At 45.2% G+C, this 22001-nt stretch carries 20 protein-coding genes; 6 read left to right on the forward strand and 14 right to left on the reverse strand.

What is annotated here, in order from left to right; all coding sequences use genetic code 11:
- Positions 1-305: 305 nt before the first annotated feature.
- Positions 306-956 (forward strand): hypothetical protein, encoded by a 651-nt coding sequence (locus D0C36_RS02530; protein WP_117390009.1) that lies wholly within the window; start codon positions 306-308, stop codon positions 954-956.
- Here D0C36_RS02530 and lysA read toward each other — a convergent pair.
- Positions 939-2126, reverse strand: coding sequence for a diaminopimelate decarboxylase (gene lysA / locus D0C36_RS02535; protein ID WP_117390010.1), 1188 nt, complete (start codon positions 2124-2126; stop codon positions 939-941). The genes D0C36_RS02530 and lysA overlap by 18 nt on opposite strands.
- Before the next feature lie 144 nt (positions 2127-2270).
- A complete protein-coding gene (locus tag D0C36_RS02540) occupies positions 2271-3581 on the reverse strand; it encodes an aspartate kinase (RefSeq protein WP_117390011.1) in 1311 nt (436 codons plus the stop codon).
- 91 nt (positions 3582-3672) lie between these two features.
- Between D0C36_RS02540 and D0C36_RS02545 the strand changes: the two genes are divergently transcribed.
- On the forward strand, positions 3673-5085 hold the full coding sequence (locus tag D0C36_RS02545) for a phosphohexomutase domain-containing protein (RefSeq protein ID WP_117390012.1): 1413 nt from the start codon (positions 3673-3675) through the stop codon (positions 5083-5085).
- Between the two features lie 212 nt (positions 5086-5297).
- Here the strand turns inward: D0C36_RS02545 and xerD are convergent, their stop codons facing one another.
- Positions 5298-6203, reverse strand: a complete 906-nt coding sequence (gene xerD, locus D0C36_RS02550; RefSeq protein ID WP_117390013.1) for a site-specific tyrosine recombinase XerD — start codon at positions 6201-6203, stop codon at positions 5298-5300.
- A gap of 40 nt (positions 6204-6243) precedes the next feature.
- Between xerD and aroQ the strand changes: the two genes are divergently transcribed.
- Positions 6244-6666: a type II 3-dehydroquinate dehydratase gene (gene aroQ / locus D0C36_RS02555; RefSeq protein ID WP_117390014.1), complete on the forward strand. Its 423-nt coding sequence runs from the start codon at positions 6244-6246 to the stop codon at positions 6664-6666.
- Positions 6667-6787: 121 nt separating this feature from the next.
- Here the strand turns inward: aroQ and D0C36_RS02560 are convergent, their stop codons facing one another.
- Positions 6788-7837: a glycosyltransferase family 2 protein gene (locus D0C36_RS02560; protein ID WP_117390015.1), complete on the reverse strand. Its 1050-nt coding sequence runs from the start codon at positions 7835-7837 to the stop codon at positions 6788-6790.
- A complete protein-coding gene (locus D0C36_RS02565; protein WP_117391336.1) occupies positions 7834-8718 on the reverse strand; it encodes a lysophospholipid acyltransferase family protein in 885 nt (294 codons plus the stop codon). The genes D0C36_RS02560 and D0C36_RS02565 overlap by 4 nt, the downstream gene beginning before the upstream one ends.
- A gap of 35 nt (positions 8719-8753) precedes the next feature.
- On the opposite strand from D0C36_RS02565, the gene D0C36_RS02570 reads away from it, so the two are divergent.
- From D0C36_RS02570 to D0C36_RS02580, 3 genes are read left to right on the forward strand one after another with little or no spacing between them, the layout of a single operon-like run.
- The gene (locus D0C36_RS02570; protein ID WP_117390016.1) at positions 8754-9365 is read left to right on the forward strand and encodes a WbqC family protein; all 612 of its coding nucleotides are present in this window, start codon (positions 8754-8756) and stop codon (positions 9363-9365) included.
- Between the two features lie 8 nt (positions 9366-9373).
- Positions 9374-10498: a magnesium/cobalt transporter CorA gene (gene corA, locus D0C36_RS02575; protein WP_117390017.1), complete on the forward strand. Its 1125-nt coding sequence runs from the start codon at positions 9374-9376 to the stop codon at positions 10496-10498.
- 6 nt (positions 10499-10504) lie between these two features.
- Complete coding sequence (locus tag D0C36_RS02580) at positions 10505-10954, forward strand: type II toxin-antitoxin system RatA family toxin (protein ID WP_117390018.1); 450 nt, start codon at positions 10505-10507, stop codon at positions 10952-10954.
- A 9-nt stretch (positions 10955-10963) separates the two neighbouring features.
- On the opposite strand, the gene D0C36_RS02585 is transcribed toward D0C36_RS02580, so the two are convergent.
- From D0C36_RS02585 to D0C36_RS02625, 9 genes are all read right to left on the reverse strand, one after another.
- Positions 10964-11221: a helix-turn-helix domain-containing protein gene (locus D0C36_RS02585; RefSeq protein ID WP_117390019.1), complete on the reverse strand. Its 258-nt coding sequence runs from the start codon at positions 11219-11221 to the stop codon at positions 10964-10966.
- A gap of 89 nt (positions 11222-11310) precedes the next feature.
- The gene (locus tag D0C36_RS02590) at positions 11311-12372 is read right to left on the reverse strand and encodes an acyltransferase family protein (RefSeq protein WP_117390020.1); all 1062 of its coding nucleotides are present in this window, start codon (positions 12370-12372) and stop codon (positions 11311-11313) included.
- Between the two features lie 197 nt (positions 12373-12569).
- Positions 12570-12815 (reverse strand): DUF3820 family protein, encoded by a 246-nt coding sequence (locus D0C36_RS02595; protein WP_117390021.1) that lies wholly within the window; start codon positions 12813-12815, stop codon positions 12570-12572.
- Between the two features lie 24 nt (positions 12816-12839).
- The gene (locus D0C36_RS02600; protein WP_117390022.1) at positions 12840-13760 is read right to left on the reverse strand and encodes an MBL fold metallo-hydrolase; all 921 of its coding nucleotides are present in this window, start codon (positions 13758-13760) and stop codon (positions 12840-12842) included.
- A gap of 160 nt (positions 13761-13920) precedes the next feature.
- Positions 13921-16392: a glutaminase family protein gene (locus D0C36_RS02605; RefSeq protein ID WP_117390023.1), complete on the reverse strand. Its 2472-nt coding sequence runs from the start codon at positions 16390-16392 to the stop codon at positions 13921-13923.
- A gap of 58 nt (positions 16393-16450) precedes the next feature.
- A complete protein-coding gene (locus D0C36_RS02610) occupies positions 16451-17869 on the reverse strand; it encodes a glycoside hydrolase family 125 protein (RefSeq protein ID WP_117391337.1) in 1419 nt (472 codons plus the stop codon).
- Positions 17870-17949: 80 nt separating this feature from the next.
- Positions 17950-19110 (reverse strand): glycoside hydrolase family 76 protein, encoded by a 1161-nt coding sequence (locus D0C36_RS02615; RefSeq protein WP_158557059.1) that lies wholly within the window; start codon positions 19108-19110, stop codon positions 17950-17952.
- Between the two features lie 55 nt (positions 19111-19165).
- Positions 19166-20308 carry a SusE domain-containing protein gene (locus tag D0C36_RS02620; RefSeq protein WP_117390025.1) on the reverse strand — a complete coding sequence of 381 codons (1143 nt, stop codon included), beginning with the start codon at positions 20306-20308 and terminating at the stop codon, positions 19166-19168.
- A 43-nt stretch (positions 20309-20351) separates the two neighbouring features.
- Positions 20352-21995: a RagB/SusD family nutrient uptake outer membrane protein gene (locus D0C36_RS02625; protein ID WP_117390026.1), complete on the reverse strand. Its 1644-nt coding sequence runs from the start codon at positions 21993-21995 to the stop codon at positions 20352-20354.
- Between the last annotated feature and the right edge of the window lie 6 nt (positions 21996-22001).

Genomic DNA, 22001 nt, shown 5'->3' on the forward strand with positions numbered 1-22001 from the left:
GCTGTTTACGTTTGTGCAATTACGTTTATTATACATCATATCGCTTAAAATGTTTGCTGCACATTTATCAAATACTGCAATAGCTTAGTATACGTAAATAGGTTATACTCCGGTTTGTTTTAAAGCAGAGCTTTAAGGAATAAAACACAATTTAACTTAACTTGAATTATTTACCTATCTTTCTCTCAATAAAACCAAGCCTTGTGAAATTTTGCATTCCCGTCCTGTTATTCGTTGCGTTTGCAGTCAGTTCATGCTCAACGCGATATTATGCCCCTGCTTTGTATCAGAATGATATACAATATATGGTTAAGCCACATTCAAAAGACAGTGTGCGCAACCGTTTCTATGCCTCGGGCACTTATCTTAACCAGGGCGGCGCAAACGGCCAGGGCGATTTAAAGAGTGGATTACTGAATGTTTACCGCTCAAATACCCTAAATCATTTTAACTTTAGTTATGGTGCTTTGGTATATACCGGCAGCTATAAAAGAGGTATGTACGATTCTTTGATGAACACCCCATCCAAAACCTTTGGCGGATATGGCTTCAACGGTTCTGCGTCAGTTTACACAGCTACAAGAATAACCGACTGGCGTTTCGGTGTAGACCTGTCATACATCCGCGAAAGCGGGCAATATCTGGATTTTCGCAGATCAGTTTACGGCATGCCGGGCGTTAACGCATCAAACCAAAGCCATTTAATAGGATTGGGTGTATTTACAGAGTTTGTTACACGCATATCGCCATCATTTAATATCGGTGTTAAAGCATTTGTAAATAACACCTTGAGCAGTCCATTAAAACGCGACCTCTCAGACGAGACCGGAAGTGGTCACACAGTAGGCTCCAACATTTCTTTGGGATATAAACAGTATACGGTAAGATTAAGCGGCGCTTTCAGCGGAAATTTCGTTAACAGCGCCTCTCAGTTAGGCTTAACCTATGGTTTCTGAGTAAACACTCTCCACCTTATCGCGCAGGTTGTAGTTTGATGCCATTACCTCGCCATAGGCACCTGCAGTGCGGATAGCGATCAAATCGCCACGGAATGATTGCGGCAGGTCAACATCTTTCCTGAAACAATCTGTACTCTCACAGATCGGGCCTACAACATCGTATTTGATAGCCTCACCAGAATTGGAGATTTCTTGATTCTTGATACTTGATTCTTGTGTCAGGTTCTGAATCGAATGATATGCCTGGTAAAGCATCGGGCGCATCAGTTCCGTCATGCCGGCATCCAGTATCAGGAAGTTTTTCTTCTGGCCATTCTTTACATAAAGCACCCTCGCAATCAATGATGAAGATTGAGCTACCAAAGCACGACCTAATTCAAAATGTACTTCCTGGCCTGGTTTAACATTCAGGAACTTGCTGAACACCTCGAAGTAACTTTTAAAATCAGGGATATTGGTATCGGGATTGTAGTAATCAACACCTAAGCCGCCGCCAGCGTTTAATACTTTTATGGCAAAGCCGCGATCCTCAAACCACTCGCCTATTTCGTTGATGCGGGTGCACAAGTTACGGTAAACTTCCATATCGGTTATCTGCGAACCTACGTGGAAGTGGATACCCAGGAATTTAATATTTTTAAGACTGCGTAGCGCCTCAGCAACCTCATTCAACTGCCAGGTGTTGATACCGAATTTATTTTCATCCAGTCCAGTAGTAATAAAATGGTGCGTATGCGCATCAACATTTGGGTTGATACGGATAGCCACACCGGCAACTTTGCTTTTAGCAGCGGCAAGCTCGTTGATGATCTCCAGTTCCTGCACCGATTCTACATTGAAGCAGAAGATATCTGCATCTAAAGCAGCGTTGATCTCTTTATCAGATTTGCCAACGCCGGCAAATACCACTTTACCTTTATCAAAACCATGTTCAATAGCCGCTTTCACCTCGTTACCGCTCACGCAATCGGCACCAAAACCATAAGATTGCACCATATCAACCACCTTAGGATTAAAGTTAGCCTTCATGGCGTAATGCACATGGAAATTGTATTTTGATGATGCATCGCGGCACGCATCAAGCGTGTTTTTTAATACGTTAAGATCGTAGTAGTAAAAAGGTGTTTCAATATCCTTGAAACGCTGTATGGTATTGTTATTGAACATGATTGTAAGTCAAAAATTGCCATCACGTCATTGCGAGCGTTAGCGTGGCAATCCTCAGTGTACAGAGCGGCTCTGTATATCGGGGATTGCCACGTTGCTTTCGCTCCTCGCAATGACGCTTTATATAGTTCGCTGTAAGGCTCCTTAAAACAACCTGCTGTGCAAGCTTCTTAAAACCTCTGTTTTTTCTTCTGTTTTAACCAGTAACGATAGGTTATGATCGCTGCCGCCATAAGATATCATGCGGACAGGTACGTGTTTTATAGCATCCAGCACTCTGGCCGCGTAACCGTTCTTCTCGGCAGCAAAATCGCCAACCACGCAGATGATGGTATGGTTTACATCCACCTCTACAGTACCGAAGCTGCCCAATTCTTTGGTGATCTCGCCAAGGTAAGTGGTATCATCAATAGTCACCGATACCGCCACCTCAGATGTGGTGATCATATCAATAGAGGTGCGGTAACGCTCAAATACCTCAAACACGCGGCGCAAAAAACCATGCGCCAATAGCATACGACTGCTTTGTATTTTGATAGCGGTGATGCCATCTTTAGCCGCGATAGATTTTATCTTATCCTTTTCGCTGGTGTTTGTAATTAAAGTACCTGCAGCCTGCGGATCCATGGTATTCAGCAAACGGACAGGGATCTTGTATTTCTGCGCAGGGAATACACTCTGCGGGTGCAATATCTTGGCACCGAAGTAAGCCAGTTCAGCCGCTTCATCAAATGATAACTGGGCAATTGGTTTGGTATTGTTTACGATACGTGGATCGTTGTTATGCATACCGTCGATATCCGTCCATATCTGTACCTCTTCGGCGCGGATGCCCGCTCCTATCAGCGACGCAGTATAATCGCTACCGCCACGGCGCAGGTTATCTATTTCGCCGAACGAATTACGGCAGATAAAGCCCTGGGTAATGAACAGGTTAACCTCAGGATGTTTGTCCAGCAATGGTGTTAACTGCGATGTGATATAATCTACAACCGGCTCGTTATCCTCATCAATCTTCATAAAATCGAGCGCCGGTAATAATACCGATTGCACGCCGATCTCTTTCAGATAGATATGGTATAAAGTGGTAGATAATAACTCTCCTTGCGCAAGGATGATCTTATCTTCTATAGGCGTAAACAGATCGTTAGCAAAACCGCTTAACAAACCAAAATGGTGGTCGATAACTTCTTTCGCTTGTCCTGCAAATTCGGGCTTGCTGAAAAGTTCTTTTATCACGGCCTCGTATTTATCTTTTAAAGCATTGATCAGGTAAGCAGCTTTAGCCTTGTCGCTGGTAAGGTAAGCCTGGCCTATCTCAACCAGGCTATTGGTAGTGCCAGACATAGCCGAAAGCACCACAATCTGCCTTTCGGCGGGGTTTATAATATCCAGCAGTTTTTGCATGCGGGCAGCACTCCCCACAGATGTTCCGCCAAATTTTAAAACTTTCATTATTTGTTTTCGTTTACGATAAATGATTGATATTCTTGTATCAATATTTGAGGCGCTAAAAATAGGATTTTAAACCACTTATCTACTTAAAATGATTAAAATAAAATTCGGAACGGATGGCTGGAGAGCTATCATTGCTGACGACTTTACCCTTGAAAACGTTAAACGCGTAGCTTATGCTACCGCACTGTGGCTTAAAGACAATTTTGAAAACCCGTCTGCCCTGGTTGGCTGCGATCCACGCTTTGCCGGCCCTATGTTTGCAGATGCTACAACCTGCGTACTGGCATCGCAGGGCATAAAAGTTCATCGTGCCGAAAACCTGTTTGTTTCTACCCCGATGATCTCATTGGGTACCGTGCGTACAGGCTCATCGGCTGGTATAATTATCACGGCCAGCCATAACCCGCCTGCGTACAACGGCTACAAAATCAAAGCTTTCTACGGCGGCCCGGCCACACCTGATGATATTGAAAAAGTAGAGAATCAGATACCGGACACTTTAGACCTGAAACTGAAAACTGTTGCAGACTACGTAACCGACGGCCTTGTTGAGTACATTAACCTTGAGGATATGTACGTTGAACATGCCGAGAAAAACTTCGATATACCTGCCATTCGCGATAGCGGACTGCAATGGGCTTACGATGCTATGTACGGTGCCGGCCAAAATGTAATGCGCCGTCTGTTCCCTGATATTACTTTCCTGCATGCCGATTATAACCCGGGCTTTGATGGACAGGCACCTGAGCCTATCCAGCGTAACCTGCAGGAGTTTGAGCAACTCATCAAGCTATCTGAAGGTGAAATTGCATCCGGCTTAGTTACCGATGGCGATGCAGACCGTATTGGTTTGTATGATGGCGATGGCAACTTTGTTGATTCGCACCACATTTTGCTGTTGCTGATCCACTACATGCACAAAGTTAAAGGCGAGAACGGCGAGGTTTATTCTACCTTCTCTTGTACCAGCAAGATCCAAAAACTATGTGATGCTTACGGGCTGAACAACACCGTAACCAAAATAGGTTTCAAATACATTTGCGACCTGATCGTAAACTCGGGTAAACAGTTTATGGTGGGAGGCGAAGAATCAGGCGGTATTGCTGTTAACGGTCACATCCCTGAGCGTGATGGCGTTTGGATAGGTTTGATGATATGGGAGTTTATGGCCAAAACCGGCCGCTCGTTGAAAGATCTTGTACAGGAAATTTACGACGTGGTTGGTAAATTCGCTGTTGAGCGCTATGACCTGCACGTTACCGAAGAGAAGAAACAAGAAATCATCAGCAATTCTAAAAACGGTAAATACGAAACGTTCGGCAGCCTTAAAGTTGTGCGTACCGAAGACCTGGATGGCTTTAAATTCTTCTTTGAGAATGAGACTTGGGTAATGATCCGCCCGTCGGGTACCGAGCCTGTATTGCGCGTTTACGCTGAGGCTCCTACTACTGCAGAATCGTTTAAGATTTTGGATACAGTAAAGGCTGAGCTGCTTAAATAGAACCACGATTCTTAGGATTGAGGGATTACCTTGATACCTACCAATATGAAAAGGCTTGCTTCGGCAGGCCTTTTTTTGTGACCGCTGATTGATGTGATTACGTTGATTAACTTCTTGGGTAATTGTCGCTCCCGCAAGCGTTCCGCTTGTGGATTTGAGATAGGTTATACACAACGCACCACAAGCGGGACGCTTGCGGGAGCATATGTTGATCAACTCCTTGGGTGATACTCGGTGATAACACTTTTCAAGTATTGCCTGTCTAAGTGGGCGTAGATCTCGGTAGTGGTAATACTTTCGTGGCCCAGCATTTCCTGTACGGCACGCAGGTCGGCACCGCCTTCAACCAGATGTGTGGCAAAGGAATGCCTGAAGGTATGCGGACTAATCTTTTTCTTCAGCCCTATCCTTTCGGCTAATTCTTTTATTAGCAGGAAAACATACACGCGGGTTAGCCTTTTGCCGCGGCGGTTAAGGAATACCAGGTCTTCCTCTCCTTTTTGGACATCGACATGTACTCGAATCTGTTCTATCCAGATCTGTAGGGCTTTTATGGCCTGGCGTGCTATGGGCACCAGCCGCTCTTTGCTGCCTTTGCCTTTTACTTTAATAAACTCATCGTCGGGGTCGAGCGAGAGATTAGATAAGCGGAGTTCCGTTAACTCAGATACACGCAGCCCGCAGGCATACAAAACTTCCAGCATGGCTTTGTTGCGGCCGCCTTCGGGTTTGGATAGGTCTATGGCGCCTATTAAATTCTGGATATCCTCATAACTCAGCGTATCCGGCAACTTACGGGCAATGCGGGGCATTTCCAGCAGCTCTGACGGGTCGGCTTGTATCACATCATCCATCAGCAGGAATTTATAGAAAGCTTTGATACCCGAGAGGATCCGCGCTTGTGAGGTGGCCGTCATGCCCAGTTCACTTATCCAGTTGATAAATCCGCGCAGATCAGAAAGAGCAAATTTATCGGGTTGCAGGTCGTAGCGCTCAGCTTCGGCAAACTGGTGCAGCTTTTCAATATCGCGGGTATAGGCCTCAATGGAGTTGCCGGCAAGCGATCTTTCGAGCTTCAGGTAGGTTTTAAATCCTTTTATTGCCGATGGCCAATCCAAATTATTTTAGTTTTGAAGCTTTATAGCTAAGTTTGAGCAAATGAATATACAAATTATCAACGGGCCAAATTTAAACCTGCTTGGCGTACGCGAGAAATCTATATATGGTAGTTCTGATTTTGAAAGCTACCTGGCTGAGCTGAAAACGAACTTCCCCGACGTTACCATCAGCTACTTTCAAAGCAACGTTGAGGGCGAAATTATAAATATATTGCACGAAGTTGGCTTTAGTTACGATGGTATTGTTTTGAATGCCGGTGCCTACACCCATACATCCATTGCCATTGCCGATGCCATTGCCGCCATTAACACGCCCGTGATAGAGGTGCATATCTCAAACGTTTACAAACGCGAGGAGTTCCGCCATCACTCTATGCTGGCTGCAAGCTGCAAAGGCGTAATTGCAGGTTTCGGCATGCATTCTTACCGGTTGGGGATAGAAAGCCTGCTTTTGAATTATTGAATTAGTGATTTATAGAATTATTGAGTTGGTAAATTCTAAAATACTAAGAGTGTTCACGTTCAACACCGTAAATGCTCGTGGACATCTGATGACATATTGATTGCGCTGAGCTTTTGAATTTTTAATTTTGACTTTTTACTTCCTTAATACCGAGCTCAGTAAACTTGTGTTTCTTCTTGAAAAAGAAATCCCAAACAATGCTTCTGTAGTACATCCCCGTAAGCGGCTTGTTTAATTCTATTTTTTTTGAATTTTTAATTTTGACTTTTGACTTAAATAACCGCCTTACAAAGTTTTGATGCGCACGGCTTACCGCCCAGGCGTCTTTACGCTTACCTTCCATCAGGAAACGCACCAGCGCCAGCAGGTCCATCCAAAAACGCAGGTTAATGATCCAGAAGGCACGCCATGCAGGCAGGTTATTCTTAAGCAGTAACAGGTTGTTACGGAAGTTAAGATATGTTTTAAAAGGATTTTCGGAGTTAAGCGTACCGCCGCCAACATGGTAAACGATCGATTCGGCACAGTACATTACCTTGTAACCCATGTTCTTTAAGCGCCAGCAAAGGTCAATTTCTTCCATGTGGGCAAAAAAGCTTTCGTCGAAACCACCGGCTTCGTCCCAGTATTTCTTTTTCACAAACATGGCGGCACCTGTGGCCCAGAAAACCTCGCCGGTTTTATCGTACTGGCCTTTATCCTCTTCTATCTCGTAAAAAATCCGTCCACGGCAAAACGGATAGCCAAACTTATCAATAAACCCACCGGCGGCACCGGCGTGTTCAAAATGTGTTTTTTGATTGTAGGCAAGGATCTTTGGCGCAGCAGCGGCAATTTTGTCGTCGCTTTCCATCAAAGCAATAACCGGTTCAATCCAGCCGGGTTGCACTTCTACATCAGAGTTCAGCAGGATATAGTAGTCGGCTTCTACCTGCGCTAAAACGCGGTTGTAGCCACCGGTAAAGCCATAATTCTCATTATTCTCAATAATACGGATCTGCGGATATTTACCCTGCAAAAAAGCAACCGATTCATCAGTTGAGGCATTATCTCCTACAATAATATCCAGATTGGGCCAGGTAGACGCAAGCACATAAGGCAAAAAGTCGCGAAGGTATTTGATGCCGTTCCAGTTCAATATTACTACGGCAACTTTAGGTGTGTTTGTCATAAGTTCAGATCTTCCGGCCTGTATTTCCACCGGCGATGGCTCCACAGCCAGTACTGCGGCTTTTCCTGTATCAGTTTATCTAAATATTGTACGTGTGCCTCGGTTATTTCGTGGCCCTCAGTTTTTTTTGGTTCCTCTATCAAAGGCACCAGTGTATAAGTATAATAACCACGTTTAACACGATCTATACGGTAAAACAGCACCACGGCGTCTATCATCTTCGCCAGCTTTTCAATCCCCAAAAAAACTGCCGTTGGCTGATTAAGGAAAGTGGTAAAATAGTTTATCTCGTGCATATTAGGTGTCTGATCACTCACCAAAACACTAAAGCTCAGTTCGTTTTTGATAGAGATCATGGTGCGCAGTGTTTGCTTCATGGATACCAGTATGGCACCAAAACGGGCGCGCACCTTGTTGAACAAATTATCAAACTGTTGGTTTTTTAGCGGCTTGTAAACTATCACACGCTTCTCATCCGTAAGCATCCCGAAAGCCAGCGCAGCCATCTCCCAGTTACAGTAATGACCGGCAGCCGCAATAATGCTCCTACCCTTGCTAAAGTAATGTTCAACCATTTCGGGATTGGTTGGCTTCATGCGTTTACGCAGTTGCGCTTCGCTAACCGTTATCATTTTAATGGTTTCTACCATTAAGTCGGCAAGGTAATGGTAATATTGCTTCTCAATTTTAAGGCGTTCGGCCTCGCTCCTGTTGGGGAAAGCGTTTTGCAGGTTTTGGCGTACCACCTTAACACGGTAGCCAACTAAGCGGTATAAAATAAGGTAAAGCACGTCGGCAATGCCATAAAGCAGCCAAAAAGGCAATAGCGAGATAAGGTATAAAAAAAATATACCCGCACACGAAGCCGCTTTTCTTAACATTTTTCCCAATTTTGCCACAAACATAAAAAATATATATGATTGCTAACGGTGCTGTTTTGCCTATGTTCTACCTTCCACCGGTTGAGTATTTTACCCGGCTTAATACTTTTAAGCCCGATGTTGTGTTTGATGTGGAAGAACATTTCCCAAAACAAACCTATCGTAACAGGGCAAATATCTACTCGCCCGATGGTTTGCTGAGCCTGGTGGTACCGGTGGTAAAAGGTTCAAAAAATCACACCAAAACTAAGGACGTTAAGATAAGCTACGATTTTAGATGGCAGCGCTTACATTGGATGAGCCTGCAGGCCTGTTACCGCCGCTCGGCTTATTTTGAATACTATGAGGCCGATTTTGCACCTTTCTACGAGAAACGTTACGATTACCTGTTAGATTATAACCGCGAACTGTTTGAACTGCTGCTTCGCCTTACGAAGAACAAGCTGGAGATCAGTTTTACCGATACTTACGAGGCCGGATACCCCGGCTTAACCGATCTGCGTAGTGCCTTTAATGCTAAAGCTGAGCCACCGAAAGAACAAAAGCCCTATTTTCAGGTTTTTGAAGAGCGGAACGGCTTTTTGCCCAACCTCAGCATTGTTGACCTGCTGTTTAACCAGGGGCCGCAAGCTGCAAATTATCTGTAAGCAGAAACATGAAATCATACTCAGGCAGGGTACACTATAAACACAAACGCAGAAAGTACGAGGTTGGCTCGCAGCCCGGTACTATCGATATACCAGAGGATGCACTGAAACCTAAGATAGAGGTTTTCTCTTTCAACGAGAGCGAACTGCAAACCAGCAAGGGCACGGATATGAAAACCATCACCAAACAGATGGCCAAGTGTACCGACCATACCCACTGGATAAAAATAAACGGCCTGGGCGATGTGCAACTGATGGAAGATATCGGCACATTCCTTAACATCAACCATTTGGTGTTGGAAGATATCGTAAACACCCACCAACGCCCTAAATTTGATGAGTATGAAGGCTACGTTTTTGCCACCAGTCGTATACTATATCTTGATAAAAATAACGAGCTGGCCAACTGCCAGTTTAGCGGTATTGTAAAAGATAATATCTTCATCAGCTTTGAGGAAGACTACAGCGATTATTTTGAAGCCGTTAAAACGCGCCTTAAGGCCGGCAAGGGTTTGATACGTACCGGTGGGCCGGGCTTTATCCTGTACTCGCTTACCGATACCATCCTTGATAATTATTTTGTGCTGCTTGCCCAACTGGGTGATCGTATTGATGATACCGAAGACCGCCTGTACGACCATGCCGATAAAAGTATCATGTTTGATGCCCAGCAACTGAAACGTACGCTCATCATCATCCGCCGTGCCTGCTGGCCCGAGCGCGACAAGATAAACGACATGATACGCAGCGAAAACCCTGAAATAAACAAAGAAACCAAGATATACCTGCGCGATGCATACGACCATTGCATACAGGCCATGGATATGGTAGAGAGTTACAAAGAGGTTACCAGCAGCATCATTGACCTTTACCTGAGCATGGTAAGCAACCGCATGAACGAGATCATGAAGGTGTTGACCATCATCTCGGTGATCTTTATCCCCCTTACGTTCATTGCCGGTATTTATGGGATGAATTTCAGCAGGCAGGACGAGCACGGACATACCATCCCCGATAACATGCCCGAGCTTTATGCCCACCACGGCTATGTTTTAGCGTTGGCCGGGATGCTGGCACTGGCACTGATACAATTATTTGTTTTTTGGAAAAAGGGTTGGTTTAATAAGCTGTAAGCCGGTATGGATGCCATTAAGTTTTCAGAAAAGATAATCATCAACCAGCCTGCGCAACTGATATTCGATTACACACAAGACTATGGCAACCGCCTTAAATGGGATACATTTCTGAAACAAGCCGACTTGATAAATGGCGCTACCGAAGCCGGCAAAGGTGCACGCGCCTGGTGTGTAGCCCACAATGGCCTGGGCATGGGAACCGAATACGTAACCTTTAACCCACCAAAAGTTACTGCTGTTAAAATGACCAGGGGGCCATATATGTTCAGCTCTTTTTTAGGCTCATGGAATTTTAAAGAATTAGCACCTGCACAAACCGAGGTGATGTTCATTTATTCTTTTCAATTGCGTTTTCCTTTTAACCTGTTGAAAGGTTACGTTACCCGCAACCTGCAAAAAAACGTAAGGCAACGCCTCGCCGATCTAAAAAACTGCGTTGAGGCATTGCCTTAAACGATAATTTTAATTTCTATCTATTAAACTATAAGAGGTATTCTTTTGCGGATTAACTAAATCGCCCACGCTAACTTCCAATACATCAGCAACCTGCATCAGTTTCTCTACCGTTAGTTTAGAATAGCCCAATTCCAGTTTTGAATAGGCATTTTGCGAGCATTGCATCTTCATAGCCATGTATTCCTGAGTATAATTACGCCGCTCGCGCAGCATTCTTATATTGATAATAATACTTTCAATTTTCTTCTCAAACTCCGACTTCATAGATCTTATTTGGTATACAAACAGACTTACGAGGCGATTTAATTTTTGGTTTTAGTAATTTATTTAAAAGTTAAACATGGATGGAGTAATTAATTTGCTTTATTTAACACCCGCTTCTTCAGCCAAGCCCTTACCGGCTCGTCATAAAACTTAAGCGCTATGTAAGCCAGCACAATAAAGAAAACAAACAGCCCTAAGGCAACCGGCAAGATCTGATGCATAGGATCGGGCTTTTTTGTGGCTACCCAAGCTGTGTAGATATAGATGAACGGATAGTGCGTAATATAAATAGGATAAGATATATCACCCGAGAATTTGCAGAGCTTTGCCCATCGGCCTTTGATCTGCCCGCTTGCGCCTGCTGCCACTACAACGGGGAATGCAATGATGATACAAGCTGCCTCAAACACGCCATTGAACCTGCTGAAAGTAGGCATAAAGAATAGCACTACCAGTATCAGCGAACAAACCACATAAGCGTTAGGGATACGAATGAGTTTACCGCAGCGGTACAATAACAAGCCTGCAAAGAACGGGAACATCATCCTCACAAAAGCTATCCAGAAGGTATCATATCCCCAGCCGGTGCCTACGTCGCCATGCCACTCTGCAGTAAAGATCAGAGCGATGGCAGCGATGACAACAATTGCCCAAAGACCGGTCTTTGATAATTTACGGGCGAAGGTTGCATAGAAAATGTTGGCAATATATTCCTGCAGTAAACTCCAGCAGGGTCCGTCAAGCGGGTGTGTTTCGCCCCATCCGCGCACATCCGGCGAAGGGATCAGTGTAAAACCTATCAGTGTGATACCGATAAGTTTCCAGATACCTAAGCCATGCGCCATGTTGGTGTATGGGTCAAACCAATAAGCTATTGCCCCTATCAGCACGCCCAATATCACCAGCGGATGCAAACGCACCAGGCGGATCTTGAAAAACTGTTTAATCGTCATGCCCTGTGCCCATCGGTCGTCATAGGCATAGGCCACCACAAAGCCCGAGAGCAAATAGAAAAAATCCACAGCGAGATAGCCATGGTGCATCGGGTGATTCACCGGAATGCCAAAATAGGCTTCCATAAGGTGATAGATAACTACTAAAATAGCGGCAGTGCCACGCAATCCATCCAGAATGGGGTAATGAGGTTTCATCAATAAGGGCTTATAATCAGGTTATAAGCTAAAGATATACTTTTATTGTTTTACAGTTTAATATCGAACACCGAATATTAAATTTTGAATAACGAAGTAATACATTGGATACCCTCAAATCGAAATTCAGAGTTCGATATTAAAAATCAGAAGCTACAACTTCATCATTCTACATTCGAAATTCAGTGTTTGATATTTCAGCTTACCCGACTGTATCTCGCTTTTATCTCGCGCAGTATTTTATCCACCCCGTTGGTTTTAATCTCGAAAACGGTACTCAGCATCATCCCCAGCTTACCCGGCGGAAAACCGCCACGGCTGTGCATCCACTCGAGATAATACACCGGAAGATCGCAGAGCAATTGGTTTTGATACTTACCGAAAGGCATGCGGGTGTTTACAATATCTATCAGTATCTGCGGGTTTGGTGTTAGATCTTCCACGCGGTAAAAGTAAGCTAATATTACTTACCAAAACCTGCGCACCAGCAAAAATGCTGCAACTGATGCTGCAAAAGCAACGCCTGCGGTCAATTTCGGGTCGCCGTTTGATGGTGGAATGTAGCGCACACCATTCTCATCGGCCACAGCACTATGGCCAACATAGCGGCCATCCTTAGGTACGGCCAGTTCCTCAAAACGGTTGGCAAGGAAACTTAGCGCGGTCAGTAACTCGCGCCCGCGCATTACCGGCCCATGCCCCGTAGCCACAATACGCGGCTGCAACGAAGCCAGTTTACGTACAGAACGCGCGGCGGCATACCAGTCGGTTGTTAAGTACTTTGGCGGTCCGCTGAGCTTTTTCATGTAACTGAGCGTGTACACTGCAGATTCGGTGCGGGTGGTGGTGAACGCATCACCGGCAATCAAGGTAGTATTGAGCGGGAAGAATAGTGAAATATGCCCCGGCGTATGGCCGGGTGTATGGATCACTTTCCATTCCGGCAATTCCGGTATGCCATCATAAGGGTCTATTTCGCGCAGGTTACGGCTTACGTTGATAGGGCTCGTGCGCCACATCCACGAGATAAGAGTCATCAAACCACCACCTGCAGTAGCATCAGCCGGCGGGTATGATGAGCGTCCGGTTAAATACGGCACTTCTAAAGGGTGCACATAAACCGGCACGTCCCAATACCGTAAAAGTTCTTTAAGCGAACCGGAGTGATCTGAATGGCCGTGTGTAAGTACAATTGCTGTAGGCTTGGTACCCAAGCCAAACAAGCTCTCAGCCATATCGATGATCTTGTTTGCAGAACCTTTTACACCGGTATCAACCAGTACCCAACCTTTGCCGTTGCCACGGCGGTTAGCTATCATGTATATGTTTACGAAGTACAGGCGCATGCCCCACACGCCCTGCCCTACCTGGAAATATTTAGAACCCATTACGTTAAGTTAATTTCAATTGGTTATTAATTTAACACAAGCATGCTGCCAAAGTTTGTCGCAGCACTAATATTGTTAGTAAGAAAGGCTGTGCAGGAAAAAATGGGTAACAAAAAAGGCGATAGTCTCCTATCGCCTTTCCTTTTGTATTTGGGAAGAATTACTTCTTTTTATCCCATTTCTTCTCCAGCACTTTCATCCAGTATCCGCCAACAACGCTGCGGGCCTGGAAGCCTACCTGCCTGCCGTTAGTAGTTTCGTGCCAGTCGCTAAGTGGTACGCGGGTTGGCGTTTCTATAGCGTATTTGTAGATTGGGTCTACTAAAGCCTTAAACTCATTAGTATTGCTGGTTAACGAGCCTGTCCACATGATCCAATCAGATTTTGTGTAGGTTTTACGGCTATCCAGCGGTAAACCATATTTCTCTTGTTTGGTGAGATAGTATTTGATCTCCCTATCATAAACGCTTTGCGGGAAAAGGTTCAGCTTAAGCATTTTGTCCCAAACCAGGTTATATTTCTGGCTCCAGGTATCAGGTTTCTCAAATACCAATGAATAATGATCGCCTGCATCAGCCATTTTCATCCATTTGCTTACGTATTCTTTAGCAATTGCGCGATACTTTGCTGCAGTAGCTTTATCGCCCAGCGTTTCGGCCATTTGGGCATAAGCGCCAATACCGTTGATAGCTTTAAGCGACAAGTTTGCATTACGGGCCAGGTGACCGGCAAAGTCATCGGTACATAACTGGTTGGCAGGGTCTAAACCGTCTTTCACCAGGAAGTTAACCCAGGTGGTTAAAGTTTTCCAGTGCTTTTTGGCGTACAACGCGTTGCCTTCTGCTTTTGCAACAGCTGCAGTTGCCAGTATCATGTTGCCCGATTCTTCAACCGGCATATCCTCACCGTAGGTTTGGCCGTTGGCCTGAGGGTACGTACCTAAGTCGTGCGCTGCCCATGGTTTGGCAAATTTACCACTCTCGCTGTAGTAGAAAATACCATTCATCATGCCTTTCAGCAACTCAGGGTTGTAAACCAGGAACAATGGTGCCGACGGGTAAGTAATATCTACCGTATTAATTGAACCGTTGCTAAAGTTCTCTTTTGACAGAAACAACAACTCGCCCTGCGGACTGCGTTCTAACGAATGCGCAGCAATAGCCTGGCGATATGCAATGGCACAAAGCTTAGCATATTCGGTACCACCTGCAGCGGCAGCTTCGTTGTAAATTTTGGTATCAAAAGCACGGCATTTAGCTATAGTAGTTTTGTAATCAGCAGCGGCCTGCTGTAACTGGCCAACCATGGTTTTGTTACCGCTAAGGTTCCACCAAGGGCGCAGGTTTTTACCGAAGTATTGTACAGAATACAACTCATCATAACCAAGCTCAACAAATTTCTCAACCGGCGCAGCACCCACTTTACCAAAAGGGATAATCGTATTGAGGAACACGCTTGTGCCCTGGGTAATAGGGCCCGTTTTTACATTGCCTGCAAAAGAGCCTACTGCCTGGTTATCGGTAGTAACATACTGCGTTGCTTTCTCAGCAACCGGAGCGGCTACGTAGAAGTACCCCCAATCAATACGCACATCGTCACCACGCTTTTTAAGCAGTGGTTGTTCTTTGGTGCCCGTTTTAAGGATGCTTAAACCATTGCTGATGCTTTTTGAGGCCACAACTTCCTGTGTAGGTTTGTTACGGGCCAGATCAGCAGATGCACCTAAATAAACCTGTACGTTATGGGTTTTGCCATCATTAGCTTTTACCTTATAGGTAATATAACTCACCGGCCGCGACATCAGGCTCAAATTGTCCATTAGCAGCGGCGATGTAAAGGTTAATTCCAGATCTGTTTTACCAGCCGTGAACTTGTAGATGGTACGGGTTGCCGTAACCACAACAGATGTTTGCTTAGCATCCTTCAGCCCTTCGTAATCAACCGGTTTAACCTCTTCGGCAAAGCCGGCATCAAGCCAGGCACCGCCGCCGGTGTTAACGCAATGCATGGCCAAAACGTTCTCGCCGTCTTTCAGCTTATCGATATCGCTTTTGCTTAACACAATAGGCTGCAGATCGCCGTTAGCACCGTCGCTATGGTTTATCTTTTCACCGTTCAAATAAACGTCGGCTTCATCATCATGGCGAAGGCGCAGGATCAGTTTGTTAATATTCGTTTTGGTAAACGTAAAGGTACGGCGGATCCAAAGATCATGGCCGTTCCAAACGGTTTTAGCCTGCTGAGGATCGTCACCAAATGGTGCCGTACCGGTTTTCCAGGCCTTATCATTAAAGTTGGTCTCTTCCCAGCCCTTACCCGGATCGCTCTCGGTGTATTTAACCGAATGAGGATGCTCCTCGCCCGATGGTACCAGCGTGCGGTAGCTTACCGGCTGCTGGCCCATGAAACGGTAGGTTTCGCCGTCAACTTTTATCAAACCCAGCATAGACTGGTGTTTACCCGTCCAGTGGTTGGTGGTCGATTCGTTGAGCTCATCGGTGTTTGACCATATACTGAAATACGGCGTATGCGTAATAAGCGGATAAGCCGGTGCTTTGGTTGCCTGTGCACCTGCAAGTTTACCTGCAAGCAGCCCGGCCGCCAAAAAGGCGTACTTTAATGTGCTTTTCATGAATATATGTTATTTTAACAGTTATAATTGAGACTGCTAATATAAACAAAAAAACGGTTTAGCCTAAAAGTTGTGGTTTCTGTGTGTAGGTTTCCCAAAGCAATTCGCCAAACAGCGTATTTGCCCATGCAAACCAGCTACGGGTAAACTTAGTTGGGTCGTTCTTATGGAACGATTCGTGCATAAAACCGGTGCCGCCATGCGTTTTGCGCAGCATCTCAATACACTCTTTTATCTCGTTATCATCATTGCTGGTTAGCGCGCGGATAATGATGCTGATAGGCCATATCATATCCTTACCAATGTGCGGGCCGCCTATACCCTCGCCTGCCGTACCTTTAAAGAAGAACGGATTGTTTAACGACAACAGCATTTTACGGGTGTTCTGATAAACCGGATCCGTGTTTTTAATGGCATCCAGGTATGGCAAACCTAACAGGCTTGGCACATTGGCATCGTCCATAAGGTTAAAGCTGCCAAAACCGTTTACTTCGTAGGCATAAACTTTACCATAATCAGGGTGATCTATCACCGCATGTTTTTGCAGGGCAGCTTCTACCTCTGTTGCAAGGGCAGTTAATTCGCCGGCAAGTGCGGTATCTTTTAATACAGTGCTTACTATCTCGGCAGCTTGTTTTAAGCTCACCACTGCAAAGAAGTTTGACGGGATCAAGAACGAATAAATAGTAGCATCATCACTTGGGCGGAAAGATGAGCAAATTAAACCAACAGGTTTAACCGGGTAACCGAAACCGTTCATCGGCACACCATCGGTAGCCCATGCAGTTTTACGCTGGAACGAGTACGGGCCATCATTCTCTTTGCGCTGCTGCTCTTTAAAGGTTTTCAATACGCTTTGGATGGCCGATTTCCAGCGTGCATCAAACGGTGTGTTATCACCTGTAAGTTTCCAGTATTTGTAACCTAAGCGGATAGGATAACATAATGAGTCTATCTCCCATTTACGCTCATGCAGGCCGGGTTTCATATCCGTAACATCATCTTTCCACTCGCCTACTTTGGCAGGATCATCATAAAAAGCGTTGGCGTAAGGATCGCGCAGGATATTGGTTACCTGGCGATTGATCACACCTGCTACCAGGTTCTTCAGTTCTTTATCTTTATTGATAAAAGCAAGATACGGCCAAACCTGTGCACTGCTGTCGCGCAGCCACATGGCATCAATATCACCGGTAATTACATAAGTGTCCGGTTTGCCGTCAACCAGTTTGTAAGTTACTGTGGTATCAAGGGTATTGGGGAAACAATTCTCAAAAAGCCAGCCCAGTTCAGGGTTCTTCACTTTTGATTTAAATTCGGTGATAGCTTTCTCAACCGAGGTACTTTTAAAATGGCGTTTAGCCGCAGGTACCCTTACAACAGGAAAAGCAGCCCCGGGTGCTGCCAACGAAAACTTGTTCATTAAAACGCCCGCACCCAATAAGGTGGTGCTGCCTATAAATTGCCTTCTCTTCATTTCTCTTTTTTGGTAGTGAAAATATGGTGGTAAAAGTAAAAAATCTTCCGGCTTTGCAACCGGAAGATCCATCTCAATGTTTAAAATTTGCCCGCTGCCTTCAACGTGGCAGCAGCTTCTATTGTAGTAAGGCCACTTATTTGTGTGGTTAAATCTGTGGTGCCCGATGGCTTGGTTTTCCAATCGGGGCTTACCATGAAGTCCGGTCGGCCTATGCCTTTGGCAAATAATGTCTCTGCATTGTATTTCAAGAACGCAGCATAGTTATCGCGCGTAGCAGACGGTACATCCTCTTTAAGCGTAAGCAGTGTTAAGTACCTTACCAGGATACCTTTGAACAAACCGCCATCGCCCTGGCCTTCGTTCTTCAGCAAACCACCCGGAGAAATATCCAGATCTTTGATGGTAGCGGTTGCATTGTTGGTGGCATCCGTTAAGTACGCTGCATCGCCGGTGGCGTTGTACAACTCTAATGCGGCCCCCATGTACACGCCCTGGTTATAGGTAAACTTATTTTTATCGATGGTACCATCGCCGTTTGAATTGATACCGTCGAAAATAATACCGCTGCCATCAAGCAGGGTTTTCTTTAACCATGTATATAATTCTTTAGCCAGATCAAGATCGGCCTGGTTTTTCTCTAACTGGTACAAACGCGCAGCAAATATGATAGCCGGTGCATTGGCCGGTGTATTTTTATAACCCGGTTTTGATTTGTTCCAGGCTATACCACCACCTTGCTGGTCATTCTTACCTTTTTTAATGTCTGTCCAAAGGGTTTTGGCCGCGGTAAGGTAGTCAGCATCCTTAGTTACTTCATAAGCGCGAAGGCTTGCCAACGCCAGCCATTCCATATCGTCATAAAAATCATTCTCGTACCTGTTGCCGTTGGCTTTGTAGGTACCGGTTAGTAACGATTTCATGCGTTGCTTGTACACATCATTTTTGGTACGCAGGTAAGCATCTGTAAAGGCATCAAGCGTGTGTGCTTGTGGCCAGTAGTTGTACTGGGTATTGCCCTGGTTGTTTTGTATGAAGTAGTTTCCGTTTGACGACAGGAACGTAGTGTACGTTTTTTCCTGAAGTGTATCGGCTGTTTTATCGTACGTATAATCGAATTTTGGTGAGGTAGCCTGTTTGCCGTAAAGCGGGAAAGGTTTATCCTTTAAGCAAGATGTTAGCGCCAGTGTAGCGGTGCAGAGTAACGCAAACCTCTTTATATTTTTGATATTGATAGTCATAAAACCTTGATGTTTAATGTAAGGCAGGCGCATTGCCTGCCTTACGGTTAATAACTTATTTAGGCGTTGTTACCGTGTGCGTGTAAGCAGCAACATCAGCATTGAAAAACACTTTGATATCTGCTGATTTATTATCAAAATCATGGTTGAATTTGAAAGCAAAATCATAAACAGAGTTATTCACCGGTACCATGTAGTAATACGATGGTGCAGTTGCTGCAGTGGCCGCGCTGTTATCAGAGTTTACACTGCCGAAGTATTGCTCGGTTGTAGAGCCATCAGTGTTTTTGAACGTGAACCTGAATTTGTAACGCTCATCACGGCCCCATGATTCCTGGTGGAACACGATCGACTTGTTAAGTGCCTGCCATGTACCGTTACCTGCGTAATCAAGGTCAAACCAGATCTTGCTATCGGCAGAGAACCACAGGCCAACTTTTGTTACCTCGGTTGATTTGTAAAGCGCATCGTTAAAGCTTACTTCAATTTTAACAATTTTAGTAGCGCCTGTAACGGTAGTTTCGCCGTCTTCAACCAAACGTGTACCATCAAAAGAGTATTTTTTGATGATGCCTGTTTTAGCATCAACAAACTGGTAGCTACCGGCTTTTAACGAAGTATAAACCTCAAATTTACCTTCACCTACTTTTTTCATTTTGATGGCATTAGCAACGTCAGTACCACCTTCGGTTGCCGAACCTGTTAAGTATACTGCATCAGGGCTCTCAAAGCCAACAGGGCGTTGAACAGAGATGGCACGTTTAGCAGAAACCGGTGCCAGGTTAATACCTCTTGATGAACGTACAGTCCAGATCAGTTTTGCGATCTCTTCTGGTTTTGCACCTGCAAGAGAAGCAACCTTGTTAAGGTCGCTGTATGATAAGGTTAGTTTGTTGTACAAACCGTTGCCATCTGATGGCGCCGAATAAAGGGGCTTTGAGAAATCGCCGCCCTCTTTATCGAATGCCACTTCATATAAAACCAAACCATTATCTGATGCGCGAGACTGCTCCCACTCAAATGACACTGAGCCTGACGCGCCTGAAGGGATCTTGATAGCTTTTGCTTCTTCTGGCGCAAACAAGGTGCTTACCGGCGTTACGGTAGCTTTATCTAACGTTTTATCATCTTTTTTGCAACCCGCTACAAACAGCAGCGTTGCTAAACCTGCAACTAAGCAGTAAAAAATATTTTTCATGATCTTAATTGATTATAAAGTCTTTTTTAACAATTGATTTTAATTACCAGCCAGGGTTTTGAGTTAGATTGGCGTTAATAGCCCTTTCATCTCTCGGTATTGGCCACAGGTAATTTTTGTTCTTATCAAATGTGCGCAGGTTAGCACGGATGTAACCGTTATCAACCCCGGCAGCACCAAATTTGGCACCATGTGCCCAGCCGTTCAATACGGTTTCGGCAATTTTCCAGCGGCGGATATCGAATACCCTTAAACCTTCCATGGCAAACTCAACGCGGCGCTCGTTACGGATGATCTCGCGCAGGTCTGCCTGGCCTACCCCAGGGTAGTTTATTGCACCCGATTGGGTTAAGCCCGCACGTGAGCGGATAGCGCCAACGGTTTGTGTCCATACACTGGCATTCATTTGGCCTAACTCGTTTTTAGCCTCAGCGTACATCATCAGTACATCTGCGTAACGGATAAGGATAAGGTTTAAGCCCGAGCCAAAATCTGATGCGTTTGATGTAGGATCATAGTACTTACGGGTGTAGTAACCTGTAGGCGATTTGATAGAACCCGGTGCGTACTCGTCAAAAGCGTTCACCTGATCTGGGTCTGAGCCGGGTTTGGTGTAAATAACGCGGATGGTATTGTCCGGCTTTTTCCATTGATAGCCGTGATAAACCACAGTGTAGGTTAAACGCGGGTCGCGGTTTACGTATGGGTCGTTCTCGTTATAGGTTGAACCAGTTTCGTTGATGCGTTTACCATTGGTCATCAGGTAGCTGTCAACCAGTTCCTGTGTTGGTGCAACGGCATTTAAACGGCCACCAACTGATAGCGGCGCAAGATCCCTAAACTCAGTATAATACCTTGAACCTATTGATGGTGGCAGATACTCCAGGTCAAACATCACCTCGCTGTTATACTCGTTCTGCGGAAGGAACAAACCCTCGTACGACGGGAACAAAGAATAGGTACCGTAATCGGTTTTGCCTATCAGTTTTTCACACTCGGTAACTACATCGGCCCAACGGTTCTCATATAATAATACGCGGGCTTTAAGCGCTACGGCTGTGCCTTTGGTAACACGGCCATGGTCTGCAGCTGCCTGGGCGGTATTTACCGGCAGGTCTGTAGCGGCAGCGTCAAGCTCCTGCAAAACAAAATCAACTACTTGTGCTTTTGGTGTTTTGGTTACCACTTTGGCTTCTTCTATGGTAAGGTCTTTCTCTACCAACGGAACATCGCCCCACCAGGTCTCCAGCAGGAAATAATGCCAGGCACGTATAAGCCTTGCCTCTGCCTTCATGCGGGCCTTCAGCGTAGCATCCATTGAAGTCACCTTATCAACGTTCTCCAGGAAGATGTTACAGGTTTTAATACCTGCATAGTGGTCGTACCACTCGCTTTTTAAACGGCCCAATGATGGGTCATAGGTGCCGGCAGCCAATGATGCCGCACCAAAGGCATCGCCACGGCCCATATAGGCATTATCAGACATGGCTTCTTGCGCAAAGAAATATCCGCTGCTTGATATTTGCTGGTAAGCCCTGTTCAGTACGGTATTTGCCTTTTCGGTTGTTGTCCAGTATGTGTCATTGGTGAATGCATTGGTTGGCGTAAGATCCAACTTTTTACATGCCGATACCGATAGTAACAGCAGTAATGCAAACCCCATCTTATTTATCATATTCTTTTTCATTTCTGT

It is taken from the genome of Mucilaginibacter conchicola (assembly GCF_003432115.1).
GTDB lineage: Bacteria > Bacteroidota > Bacteroidia > Sphingobacteriales > Sphingobacteriaceae > Mucilaginibacter > Mucilaginibacter conchicola.

Bases quoted from the DNA above. Each gene is read 5' to 3' on its own strand.
- D0C36_RS02530 (WP_117390009.1), top strand. From the start codon at position 306: ATGGTTAAGCCACATTCAAAAGACAGTGTGCGCAACCGTTTCTATGCC.
- lysA (WP_117390010.1), bottom strand. From the start codon at position 2,126: ATGTTCAATAACAATACCATACAGCGTTTCAAGGATATTGAAACACCT.
- D0C36_RS02540 (WP_117390011.1), bottom strand. From the start codon at position 3,581: ATGAAAGTTTTAAAATTTGGCGGAACATCTGTGGGGAGTGCTGCCCGC.
- D0C36_RS02545 (WP_117390012.1), top strand. From the start codon at position 3,673: ATGATTAAAATAAAATTCGGAACGGATGGCTGGAGAGCTATCATTGCT.
- aroQ (WP_117390014.1), top strand. From the start codon at position 6,244: ATGAATATACAAATTATCAACGGGCCAAATTTAAACCTGCTTGGCGTA.
- D0C36_RS02560 (WP_117390015.1), bottom strand. From the start codon at position 7,837: ATGACAAACACACCTAAAGTTGCCGTAGTAATATTGAACTGGAACGGC.
- D0C36_RS02565 (WP_117391336.1), bottom strand. From the start codon at position 8,718: ATGTTAAGAAAAGCGGCTTCGTGTGCGGGTATATTTTTTTTATACCTT.
- D0C36_RS02570 (WP_117390016.1), top strand. From the start codon at position 8,754: ATGATTGCTAACGGTGCTGTTTTGCCTATGTTCTACCTTCCACCGGTT.
- corA (WP_117390017.1), top strand. From the start codon at position 9,374: ATGAAATCATACTCAGGCAGGGTACACTATAAACACAAACGCAGAAAG.
- D0C36_RS02580 (WP_117390018.1), top strand. From the start codon at position 10,505: ATGGATGCCATTAAGTTTTCAGAAAAGATAATCATCAACCAGCCTGCG.
- D0C36_RS02585 (WP_117390019.1), bottom strand. From the start codon at position 11,221: ATGAAGTCGGAGTTTGAGAAGAAAATTGAAAGTATTATTATCAATATA.
- D0C36_RS02590 (WP_117390020.1), bottom strand. From the start codon at position 12,372: ATGAAACCTCATTACCCCATTCTGGATGGATTGCGTGGCACTGCCGCT.
- D0C36_RS02600 (WP_117390022.1), bottom strand. From the start codon at position 13,760: ATGGGTTCTAAATATTTCCAGGTAGGGCAGGGCGTGTGGGGCATGCGC.
- D0C36_RS02605 (WP_117390023.1), bottom strand. From the start codon at position 16,392: ATGAAAAGCACATTAAAGTACGCCTTTTTGGCGGCCGGGCTGCTTGCA.
- D0C36_RS02610 (WP_117391337.1), bottom strand. From the start codon at position 17,869: ATGAAGAGAAGGCAATTTATAGGCAGCACCACCTTATTGGGTGCGGGC.
- D0C36_RS02615 (WP_158557059.1), bottom strand. From the start codon at position 19,110: ATGACTATCAATATCAAAAATATAAAGAGGTTTGCGTTACTCTGCACC.
- D0C36_RS02620 (WP_117390025.1), bottom strand. From the start codon at position 20,308: ATGAAAAATATTTTTTACTGCTTAGTTGCAGGTTTAGCAACGCTGCTG.
- D0C36_RS02625 (WP_117390026.1), bottom strand. From the start codon at position 21,995: ATGAAAAAGAATATGATAAATAAGATGGGGTTTGCATTACTGCTGTTA.